Below are 10261 nucleotides of genomic sequence, written 5' to 3' on the forward strand. Positions count from 1 at the left end.
CGTCGCGGCCGGCCGCGACGAAGCGCGCCGACGCAAGGTCGAACATCTCGTCCACAACCTGGACGGGAGCATCGGCGAACGCAACACCTACGGCCACGATCCGCGCGACATCCCGGGCTGAACCGGTTCCGGCCGGCTCAGCCGCGGCGGCGTGTGGCGCGCGCGGCGAACTCGTCGAGCACCCGCACCACGTCCTTCGCCTGCCAGAGGCGGTTGCGGCGACCCTCGGTGATCTGTGTGAGAACCCCCGCGTCCACCAGCCGGTCGATCGCGATCTGGGCGTTGGCGCCGGTCACCGACAGCGCCGCCGCGGCCGTGCGGTTGTCGATCACCGGCTGCCGCAGCAACACGTCCACCAGCCGGTGCACCGCCGAGTCCCGCCGCGCCGTCACCCGGCTCCGCCAGATCTCTCGCACCGACCCGAGATCGGCGACGAGGGTGCGGCCGTTGGTGACCGCCGCGAACGAGGCGTCCACGATGGACCGCACGATCGGTTCGACATCACCGGCGCGGTAGGCGCCGAGCGCCGCGAAGTATTCGGCCGTGTTGTGCAGCAGTCCCGCGGAGACCGGCACGGCCACGCTGCGGGTGAGCTGCCCGCCCCGCAGCATCGCCTGGATCAACGCCCGCCCGACGCGGCCGTTGCCGTCGGGGAAGGGATGGATGGTCTCGAACTGCGCGTGCGCGACCGCGATCTGCGCCATCACCGGCAGATCGTCCCGGTCGGCGAAGACCACCAGATCGTCGATCAGTTCCGGTACCCGCTCGTGGTGCGGCGGCACGAACTGTGCGGTGTGCGGGCCCAGGCTGCCGCCGCCGATCCACACCTGCTGCTGCCGCCACCGGCCCGCGATCGCCGGATCGTCGTGCTCGAGCAGCGCGTGGTGCATCCGCAGGATCGCGTCGGCGTCGAGGGCATCGGACAACTCCAGCGCCGCGCGCATCGCGCGCACGTTGCCGATGATGAGGCGGGCGTTGCGGGAGGCGTGTTCGCCGAGTTCGGCCAGCGCGATCTGCCGGGCGCCGCTGGAGAGGTTCTCGATCTCGGAGCTCGACGCGCTCTCGGTGCGCAGCAGGATGGAGGCGAACGGGGCGGTGATGTGGCCGACCTCGACGTCGAACCGGGTCAGTTCCGTGGCCGCTTCCTCGGTGAGGGCCTGCAGGTCGCCGCCGAGCGGGACGGGCCGGTGCGCGATGAAGGGGGGTACGGCGGCCCGGTAGGGGCCGGTGGTGAGGCGCCGTTCGCGCCGCGAGCCGTAGGTGTCGCCGCTGCTCCAGGGGTGCTGCTCGTAGGTGACCGCAGGCCACCGGGAAGCAACGTCAGGCGAGGCCACATCCGCAGCATACCATTGGATAGTCGATTATCCGATGGTATGGAGGTGCGGCTCTCGGTTCCCCGAGCCGTCCCCCGGGTATCCGAAGCATCCAAGCAGGGAACAGCACACCCATCCCGGGACCGGAGGACAGCGCGATGTGGACAGCGTTGTGGTACGGACTGGGCACCGCAGTGCCCCTGTTCCTCGGCGCCGTGATCGGACTGCGCTACGACCTGCCCCGACCGGTGCTCGCCGGATCGATGGCCTTCGGCGCCGGCGCCATGGCCGCCGCGGTCTCCACCGAACTGTTCGCCCCCGCCTTCGCCGATCAAGGCCTGTGGGCCGCCGGCGGCGCACTGATGCTCGGCACGCTCGTCTACGTCGTCGCCGACCACCTGATCGAGAACAAACTCGGTCCCGCAGCCCTGGGATGGGCCCTGATGCTCGGTGCGCTGCTCGACGGCATCCCGGAGAACGCCGCCCTCGGCACCACCCTCGCCGAGGCAGGCTCCGCCGGGCTCGTGCTGCTGGTGGCCGTGGCGGTCGGCAACATCCCCGAAGCCGTCGCCGGCGCCGCCTCGATGCGCGCGGACTTCCCACACCGCACCGCCCTGGCCATCTGGGGAATCACGGCCGTGCTGCTCGTCGCGGTGGTCGTCGTGGCCGCGGCCTTCGCCGACTCCCTGCCCCAGGCGGGGATCTCCCTGATCCAGGCCTTCGCCGGCGGCGCCACCATCGCCGTCATGGCCGACTCGTTGATGCCCGAGGCCTATCGGGAAGGCGGCTGGTGGGTGGGCATCTGCACCGCGGCAGGATTCCTGATCGCCTTTGCGCTCGGCGCATGAACCGGCCCGCCGCGCACGATCACGACGCGACCGTCCGCGCCGCAGGGCCATGTCACAGGGCCACGTCGAACAGCTGACCCACCGCATAGGTCACGGCCATCGCCAGCGCCCCACCGAGCACCACCCGCAGCACCGCCCGGCCCCGCCGGGCCCGACCGAGCCACGCACTGATCGATCCGGTCGCGGCCAACGCACACAACACCGCCACGAACGTCACCGGGATCCGCACGGCTTCCGGCACCGACACGATCATCAGCAGCGGCACCAACGCCCCGAGGGTGAACGACACCGCGGACGACAGCGCCGCCACCCACGGATTCGCCAGGTCGGCCGGATCGATCCCCAACTCCACCTCCGCGTGGGCGGCAAGCGGATCCCGGGCCGTCAGCTCCTCGGCCGCGGCACGCGCCGTGACCGCCGACAAGCCCTTGCTCTCGAGCAGCCCCGCGAGTTCGTCGAGCTCGGCTTCCGGCATCTCGGCGAGCTCGCGCCGCTCGGTGTGCAGCGCCGCACGCTCGGTGTCGCGTTGCGTGCTCACCGACACGTATTCACCCAGCGCCATCGACACCGCGCCCGCGGCCAGCCCGGCCACCCCGGCGGTGAGGATCGTCGACTCGTCCGTCGTGGCGGCCGCCACACCGACGACCAGCCCCGCGGTCGAGACGATCCCGTCGTTCGCGCCGAGCACGCCCGCCCGCAACCAGTTGAGCTTGCTCGCCAACCCGCCCGTGTGCGGTTCGGCGCCCTCGTGCTGCCCCCGGGAATCGTTCGCCGACGGCGGGTTCGGTAGCGACATGTCGAGAAGCTAGCACCGGACCCCCGAGAGGCGACAGGACGGACATCCTTACCTGACTCGACCCCGAGGGCTCAGTCGTCGCGCCGGCGTATCCGCGCCCGGCGCCGCGGGGGGATACCCTGCGCCGAATATCGGCGGGCCTCCGCGGCGGCGACCGCCCAGTCCGGATCGCCGGGCAGTGGGCCCATCGGGTCCCGAGCCCCGTACGGGACGCTCGTGTCGGCGGGAAGCACCGCGCGCTGCAACGCCCGCTCGATGCCCACAGGCCGGTAGCCGGACGGCACCAGGCGGCCGATCCACCGGCAGTCCCGGGCCGTCATGTCGTGCCGCAGACTCTCCATCAGAGCCGCAACGGTTTCGGAGGGCACCTCCGTCAGCCACGACCCGATCCGGCCGATCACCGCTTCCGGCAGCCCGGAGAGGGTGACCTGCGCACGCGGCATCCCGGTGACCCGGCCGTAGAGCCGCAGCAGTTCCGGGTACCGGAGGACTTCACCGCATCCCACATCGAACGACCGAGTGGACAGCTCCGACACCGCCGCTCCGGCCACCGCCGCGGTCAGGTCGACGACCGCGACCGGTTCGACCCTCGAGTTCATCCAGTCCGGCACCACTGTCACCGGCAGCCTCCCCCCGAGCTGGCCCAGCACCTCGAAGCTCGTCGACCCGGATCCGAGCACCATCCCGGCCCGCAGGGTGATTACCGACCGGCTCGACCGGGACAGCTCCTGTTCGACCTCCCACCGGGAGAGCAGATGTTCGGACAGCGCCTCCGGCTCGCACTCGGGGACGAAACCGGACACGTAGACGATGCGGGTCGCCGAGGACACCTCGACCGCGTGCCGCACCGCGCGGGCAGCCGCGAGATCGACCTCCCGGAATTCCGCCGAACGCATACCGTGGACGAGATAGACCACGACGTCCACCTCGGCGAGCGCCGCGGGCAGAGTGTTCCCGTCGGTGACGTCCACCTCGGCGCTCTCGACGCTGTCGTGCCACCAGAAGCGCTGCAGGGAGCGGGGATCGCGGACGCCGGCCCGCACCGTGCAACCGGCGGCGAGGAAGGCGGGAACGACCCGGCTGCCGACGTAGCCGGACGCACCGATCACGAGAACCCTCATCTGCCGCCCCGTTCCTCATCGACTCTCCGGGTGGATGCACCGGCCGGGCCTGTCGCAAAACATCGAGGACGGATCCCACCGGCCAAGATAGTGTTACCGTTGGTTACAAACACAGTGGCCGGTCGCGAAGGAATCTCGTATGTGGATGCTGTCCGGAAAACTACTCCGACGTCGAATCCTGTTCGTCCTCGCCGTGCCCCTCGGCGCCGGCCTGCTGTCCGCGCTCGCACACCTCCTCCAGCGTCGCCGCGGACGACCCACCTCCGTCTCCGAATCCCTGTTCGCCATCGCGAGCGCCCTACGGCGCCGCCCCTTCCCGGACCGGAGCGTGTGCGACCATCCACCGGCCCCCGAGACGCGAGGACAGCCATGACCACCCACACCGTCACGAACGGACCCGTCCGGCTCCACGTCGTCGAAGAAGGCAACCCGCACGGACCGACCCTCGTCCTCGTCCACGGCTGGCCCGACACCCACGCCCTGTGGGACCGCATCACACCCCTGCTCGCCGACGACTTCCGCATCCTCCGCTACGACAACCGCGGCGCCGGCAACTCCACTGTCCCGCGCGAGGTGGCGCACTACCGTCTCGACCACCTCGCCGCCGACCTGCACGCCGTGATCGACGCCCTCGCCCCGAACGCACCGGTCCACCTGCTCGGCCACGACTGGGGCGCCGTGCTGTGCTGGGAAGCGGTGTGCGAACCCGACGCCGGCGACCGCATCGCCTCCTACACCTCCGTGTCCGGCCCCAACCTCGACCATCTCGGCCTGTGGCTACGTCGACGGCTCCGACAGCGACGCCCGCTCGGACCGGCCGAACAGACCCTCGCCTCCGCCTACACTCTCGCCTTCCAGATCCCGGGCCTGCCGAATCCCGTACTGCGCCGCTGGCTCTCCCACCACTGGCCGGCCTTCGTCGGACTCTTCGACCGCACCGACCCCGCCGCGATCGAACCCGTCGCCCCGACCCTCGCCGACGACATGGTGCACGGACTGTCCCTGTACCGCGCGAACATCCGCGCCCGGCTCGCCCGGCCCCGCGCGCGGCGCACCGACGTCCCGGTGCTGGTGATCCAGAACCTGCGCGACCGCGCGGTGCGCCCGGTGAGTTACGAGGACACCTCCCACTGGGTCACCGACCTGCGTATCCAGCCGCTCGACGCCGGACACTGGTCACCGCGCTCCCACCCGCGCGAACTCGCCGCCGCCACCGCCCGGTTCGTACAGCAGATCGACGCGGTGCGCGCCTGACCTCCGGCGGGTTCAGCCGGACGAGGATTCTGTGCGCGGCGCCGGCCCCACCGGGGGATCGTCGTGCACCGGTAGCCGGCGCGGACCCGGCCCCTGCGCCCCGAGTACGTCGCCGGGATTCGCGAGCGGGCACGACGCCAGGCTCAGGCAGCCGCAGCCGATGCAGTCGGTGAAACTGTCACGCAGCGCGGTGAGATCCTCGATGCGGCGGGTCAGCCGGTCGTGCCATGCCCGGGACAGCCGCGCCCAGTCCGCGGTGGTCGGCACGCGACTGTCCGGCAGCGAATCGAACGCTTCCTTGATCTCGTCGAGGGACACCCCGACGCCCTGGGCGACCTTGATGAACGCGACCTTGCGCAGCGTGTCCCGGCGGTAGCGGCGCTGATTGCCGGAGGTGCGGCGACTGGTGATGAGCCCCCGCGACTCGTAGTAGTGCAGTGCCGAGACCGCCACCCCGGAACGGTCGGCCAACTGGCCGGGTGTCAGCCAGATCGCAGGGTTCATCGGTGCCTCTCCTCGCCGCGCAGACATCGTGATCGAGTTGTGCTGCACGGTACCGGGACGGCGACCGCACACGCCGGGTGGCCGGGTTCAGAACGACGGGGGCCCGAACTCGGCGGCGACCTCCGGCGCATCCATCCGCAGCATGTCGTAGGCGGTGTGCGCCAGCGACCGTACCGACTTCGGATACGGTCGCTCGAAACGCTCGCAGACCCGCGCGGTGGCCAGCGCGGCCTCGAACCGCCACTTACGGGAACCGCTCACGAACGTCCGGGCCTGGAACAGATAACTCGATGCGGGGATCGTCACGCGACCACCGTAGAACCTGCGGGCAGGTGCCGGGGGAGCACCACGCGGAGATCGTGCAACGTCACTGTCACCGTGACGAATCGTAGGACGTGGCGAGGGGTGACCGGGGAGGGGAGAGGTGCGCGATCCTGAGGTTGCCGAACCCGGGGTGCGCGTGCCGCCGTCTGCCGCTGAGGTGGGGTGGGAACAGGCGGTCGGTATTGGGGGGCTGGCCCGGCGAAGAAGGCCGCACGACGCCGTAACCCCGTCGAGGAGAATGTCATCTGTAAGCGAACTCAATTGCGGCAGTGGAGTATTCGTGGATAACGGTGATTATCCATCAAATAGGGAAGAGGCGGGAATGGGCGACGGGTGGCATCTACACCTCGGGGGACGGGGTTCATCCGTATCGCCACCCGTGCATCACTCGGCATGATGCACCGCGTGCAGAGCGTGCACGCGACGTCGACCACATGGTGTCGTCGCATCGGACCCGTCGGCAAGCTGTGCATCGGCGCAGCGCCGACGGTGACTGTTGTGGTGATCGGTTCACCGACGCGATCCGGCCTCGGGGCCGGATCGAGCCGAAGTCCGGATCGGCCCGGCTGGGATCGAGCAGAGTCGGGCCGGTGGCGCGGGACCCCGTAGTGAGGTCGCATCGATACGGAAACGAATACGGATGCGAGGATGTCGAACCGCTCAGGCGCCCTGCCGTAGTCGTCCGGAGGAGGCCCGATTCCACTTTAGTTAACATAATATAGATTATCGGCAATAATGATGTGTGCCGTGACCTGGACTTCGACGCCGATGATCCTGATGCTCCCGGCCGACGTCCTGATTTGCAGATTCGCGACGTCGGTGCACGCCACAGCGTCGCGTCGCGCGCAGTGCCGTCCGGCGCGTGTTGTTCGCTCCGCGTCGTGCGGCGTGCGAACCGCGACGCGCCGACCCGCTCCCGACGCTCGATCTGCCACGCATCCGCCGGGCCCGATCCGCACCGACCCGGTCCTCGGCCTCTGGCCGGCCCGTCGCCGTGCGCCCGTCCGCTGTCTCGCACGCCCGAGGTGACCTTCCGGGCCCGCCGCCCTCGTCCCCTGCTCGTCCGTCCGGCCGTCGCAAAAACGTCACAGTGACGTTTTTATGGGACCACAGGAAGGTCCTGCTGTGATCGCGCCTCTGCGTCGATATCCTCGGCGCGGCAGTGGCAACACGCTCCGGCAAGGTCGACCGTGCCGATCGGCGCGTTGATGTTCGTCTGCCCGGCACTCGCGGCCCCGCGCCGCCGGCGGCGGACGCGAGTCGGCCTGGCGGCACATGCTGACGCCGCCGCCCGCACTGCGACGGGTCGCTGTACCGGGCGGTGTGTCCCGCATGGGCGACGATGTGGACCCCCTCCTCCATCCGGGACTCGGCCGACCTCGAAACGTCACTGTGACGTATTGATTCCGGTCTCCGGGTAGTCGATCCACCGACTTCACGACGGTCGCCGCAACCGCCGCAACTGCGCGGACAGGTAATCCCGGGCACGACGATGACCCCCGACCCGGACGAGTTCGTCGCCGAGCTCTTCGAGCAACCGCGTCAGCAGCTTCTCGTCGGGCGCCCAGCCGTCGCGCTGCCGGCATCGGTCGAGCCATTCGACCGGTGCGATGTGGCCGCGGTCGGCGTTGCAGCGTCGGCACGCGGCGACCTCGTTGGCGGTGATGCTCGGGCCGCCCTTCAGGCGTGGCACCAGATGATCGGTGGTCGGGGTGATCAACGGGCCGAACTCCCGTCCACACCACAGGCACCGCCCGTCCTGACGGTCGAGGGCGAGCGAGAGTCGGGTGACGCGGTCCATCCTCCGATCGTGGCCCATCGACGTCACCGGGGTCGCCGATGGGTCCGATCGGCGACCGGAGAGCACTTCAGGGGCGTGCTTCGAGGACGAGGTTGAACGGGGTTTCGGTGGCGCGGCGGAAGGAGCCGAATCCGGCTTCGGCGGCGATCTCCGCGATCCGCCGCTCCCCGGCCTGCGCGCCGAGCCCGAGTGCGCCCGGCTGATCGAGCGACGACGGGGTGCACAGCACCGTCGATGCGGCGTAGTACATCCGGCCGACCGGGTTGAGGTTCTCGGGCAGGCTGTCGCGGGCGAACGGTTCGACGAGCATCACCGTGCCGTGGTCGGCGAGTGCGCCGCGGGCGTACCGCAGTGCGCCGACGGGATCGCCCATGTCGTGCAGGCAGTCGAAATAACAGATCAGGTCGTAGTCCCGCCCGGGAAAGTCCGTCGCCGAGGCGACCTCGAAGGTGACATTGTCGACGCCCTGTTCGGCGGCCAGTTCCGTCGCCCGGGCGACGGACGCGTCGTGATAGTCGAATCCGCGGATGGTGGACTGTGGGAAGGCCTGCGCGAGCAGGGTCGTGGAGACACCGTGGCCGCAGCCGATGTCGGCGACGGTGGCGCCGCTGCGCAGGGTGTCGACGACCCCGTCGAGGGCGGGTAGCCACACGTCGACGAGGTTGGCGCGGTAACCGGGCCGGAAGAACTGCTCGGTGCCGATGAACAGGTCCGGATCGTGCTCGTGCCACCCGAATCCCTCGCCGGCGCGGATCCGTTCGGCGATGCGCCGACGGTCCTTGTACACGGAGCCGATCAGGTGGAAGCCGCCGGCCATGTAGACGGGGCTGTCCTCGCGGGCGAGGGCCATGGCGTGTTCCGGTGCCAGGGTGAACGTTCCGGCGTCGGGGTCGTAGGTGAGATAGCCGCTGGCGGTTTCGGCGGAGAGCCATTCGCGTAGATAGCGTTCGCGGATGCCGGTGCGGGCGGCGAGTTGTTCGCTGGTGACCGGGCTGGCGGCGTCGAGCGCGCCCCACAGTCCGAGTTCGGTGCCGATCAGCACCAGTGCGCCGTTCATGGCCGCGCCCATGTCGACGACGAGTTGTCCGAGGGTCTGTTCGAGGCGTCCTTGATCGAGATCGTGTGTGTCGGTGGTCATCACACACCTCCGTGCGGTGGGGTACGGACATTACGGTAGGTCGCGCAGGGGTTCGTCCGGCGACGCGGCGGGTTCGATCGGGTGTCGATCCGGGTGGCGATGCGGCGGACGAGGTCACGAACCGGTGGTGCTGCACGGACGGACTGCACAGTCGAGGTTGCACCTCGCTACACTGGTAGCAATCTGCTACAACGGGAGGTCGTCATGACGTCGTCCACCGACAAGGTCACCCGCTTCGACGCCGAACTCGTCGACAGCGCCATCGCCGAGGGCGGCCGCCAGAACCGCACCGGACGCCAGCAACTCGAATACTGGGCCCGCATCGGCCGCGCGATGACCGCCCACGAGACCGCCTCCCTGCACCGGGTGCACGAGGCGCTGGCCGGGACGCGGGAACCGGAGGATCTCACCGCCGCCGAGGGACGCCTGTTCGACGCGGAGATCGACGCGCGCCTGGCGGACGGTCTGGCCCGCACCGACTACGCCGAGGTGCTCGCCGCGCGCGGGGTCACCACGGTGGTGCTCGACGACGCGGGCCGGCTGGTCGAGCAACGTCCCGACGGTAGCCGCCGGGTCCTCGGCGACGCATGAGGCGTCTGGATCTGATCGTCGGTCCCAACGGTTCGGGCAAGTCGACGTTCGTCGAGTTGTCCCTCGCTCCCCTGCTGCCGCACAGCGTGTTCGTCAACGCGGATGTGATCGCGCGGCAGCGCTGGCCGGAGCGGGCCGAGGAGATGTCGTACGAGGCGGCGCAACTCGCCGCCGACGCGCGGGACCGGCTGATGCGCCAGGGCCGGTCGTTCATCGCGGAGACGGTGTTCTCGCATCCGTCGAAGCTGGAGTTGGTCGACCGGGCGCACGAGGCGGGATATGTGGTGGTGCTGCACGTGATGCTGGTGCCCGAGACGATGTCGGTGCTGCGGGTGCAGCATCGGGTGGCCGCCGGGGGCCATGCGGTGCCCGAGGACAAGATCCGGGCGCGTTATCGGCGGTTGTGGCCGCTGGTGGTGGAGGCGATCGGTCGCGCCGATCAGGCGTCGGTGTACGACACGGCGTCCGGAACTCCGGCGGTGGTGGGGCGGTTCGCGGGTGGGGTGCCGGTGGGTGCGGTGTGCTGGCCGGTGTGGGCGCCGGCGGTGCTCACCGGCCTCGGTTGAGATCC

Annotated in this window: 13 protein-coding genes; 6 read left to right on the top strand and 7 right to left on the bottom strand. The window is 70.1% G+C overall.

The features are described from left to right. Positions 1–121 (top strand): DUF2188 domain-containing protein (locus A8G18_RS22450; RefSeq protein WP_157100851.1); only part of this gene is annotated, 121 nt, incomplete at its 5' end. Between the two features lie 16 nt (positions 122–137). Here the strand turns inward: A8G18_RS22450 and A8G18_RS11915 are convergent. After that, positions 138–1334 (bottom strand): Fic family protein, encoded by a 1197-nt coding sequence (locus A8G18_RS11915; RefSeq protein ID WP_064064047.1) that lies wholly within the window; start codon positions 1332–1334, stop codon positions 138–140. Between the two features lie 137 nt (positions 1335–1471). On the opposite strand from A8G18_RS11915, the gene A8G18_RS11920 reads away from it, so the two are divergent. Further along, the gene (locus A8G18_RS11920; RefSeq protein ID WP_064064048.1) at positions 1472–2161 is read left to right on the top strand and encodes a ZIP family metal transporter; all 690 of its coding nucleotides are present in this window, start codon (positions 1472–1474) and stop codon (positions 2159–2161) included. Between the two features lie 52 nt (positions 2162–2213). Here the strand turns inward: A8G18_RS11920 and A8G18_RS11925 are convergent, their stop codons facing one another. After that, a complete protein-coding gene (locus A8G18_RS11925; RefSeq protein WP_064064049.1) occupies positions 2214–2957 on the bottom strand; it encodes a VIT1/CCC1 transporter family protein in 744 nt (247 codons plus the stop codon). A gap of 71 nt (positions 2958–3028) precedes the next feature. After that, positions 3029–4078: an NAD(P)H-binding protein gene (locus A8G18_RS11930; RefSeq protein ID WP_064064050.1), complete on the bottom strand. Its 1050-nt coding sequence runs from the start codon at positions 4076–4078 to the stop codon at positions 3029–3031. A 139-nt stretch (positions 4079–4217) separates the two neighbouring features. Here A8G18_RS11930 and A8G18_RS11935 point away from each other — a divergent pair, with 139 nt between their 5' ends. Together A8G18_RS11935 and A8G18_RS11940 are read left to right on the top strand one after the other, a co-directional pair. Then, the gene (locus A8G18_RS11935; protein WP_064064051.1) at positions 4218–4451 is read left to right on the top strand and encodes a hypothetical protein; all 234 of its coding nucleotides are present in this window, start codon (positions 4218–4220) and stop codon (positions 4449–4451) included. Continuing rightward, positions 4448–5332 carry an alpha/beta fold hydrolase gene (locus A8G18_RS11940; RefSeq protein ID WP_064064052.1) on the top strand — a complete coding sequence of 295 codons (885 nt, stop codon included), beginning with the start codon at positions 4448–4450 and terminating at the stop codon, positions 5330–5332. The genes A8G18_RS11935 and A8G18_RS11940 overlap by 4 nt, the downstream gene beginning before the upstream one ends. Positions 5333–5344: 12 nt before the next feature. Here the strand turns inward: A8G18_RS11940 and soxR are convergent, their stop codons facing one another. From soxR to A8G18_RS11960, 4 genes are all read right to left on the bottom strand, one after another. Further along, entirely contained in the window at positions 5345–5836 is a 492-nt protein-coding gene (gene soxR, locus A8G18_RS11945) for a redox-sensitive transcriptional activator SoxR (RefSeq protein WP_064064053.1), read from the bottom strand. 87 nt (positions 5837–5923) lie between these two features. Further along, positions 5924–6142, bottom strand: coding sequence for a hypothetical protein (locus A8G18_RS11950; protein WP_016934994.1), 219 nt, complete (start codon positions 6140–6142; stop codon positions 5924–5926). A gap of 1453 nt (positions 6143–7595) precedes the next feature. After that, positions 7596–7961: an HNH endonuclease gene (locus A8G18_RS11955; RefSeq protein ID WP_064064054.1), complete on the bottom strand. Its 366-nt coding sequence runs from the start codon at positions 7959–7961 to the stop codon at positions 7596–7598. Positions 7962–8028: 67 nt separating this feature from the next. Next, positions 8029–9099 (bottom strand): class I SAM-dependent methyltransferase, encoded by a 1071-nt coding sequence (locus A8G18_RS11960; protein WP_064064055.1) that lies wholly within the window; start codon positions 9097–9099, stop codon positions 8029–8031. A 204-nt stretch (positions 9100–9303) separates the two neighbouring features. Between A8G18_RS11960 and A8G18_RS11965 the strand changes: the two genes are divergently transcribed. Beyond that, the gene (locus A8G18_RS11965; protein WP_064064056.1) at positions 9304–9690 is read left to right on the top strand and encodes a TA system antitoxin ParD family protein; all 387 of its coding nucleotides are present in this window, start codon (positions 9304–9306) and stop codon (positions 9688–9690) included. Further along, complete coding sequence (locus A8G18_RS11970; RefSeq protein ID WP_064064057.1) at positions 9687–10256, top strand: ATPase; 570 nt, start codon at positions 9687–9689, stop codon at positions 10254–10256. Before A8G18_RS11965 ends, A8G18_RS11970 begins: the two co-directional genes overlap by 4 nt. The last annotated feature ends 5 nt before the right edge of the window (positions 10257–10261 follow it).

This window comes from Rhodococcus gordoniae (assembly GCF_001646655.1).
In the GTDB taxonomy this organism is placed as follows: Bacteria; Actinomycetota; Actinomycetes; order Mycobacteriales; family Mycobacteriaceae; genus Rhodococcus; species Rhodococcus gordoniae.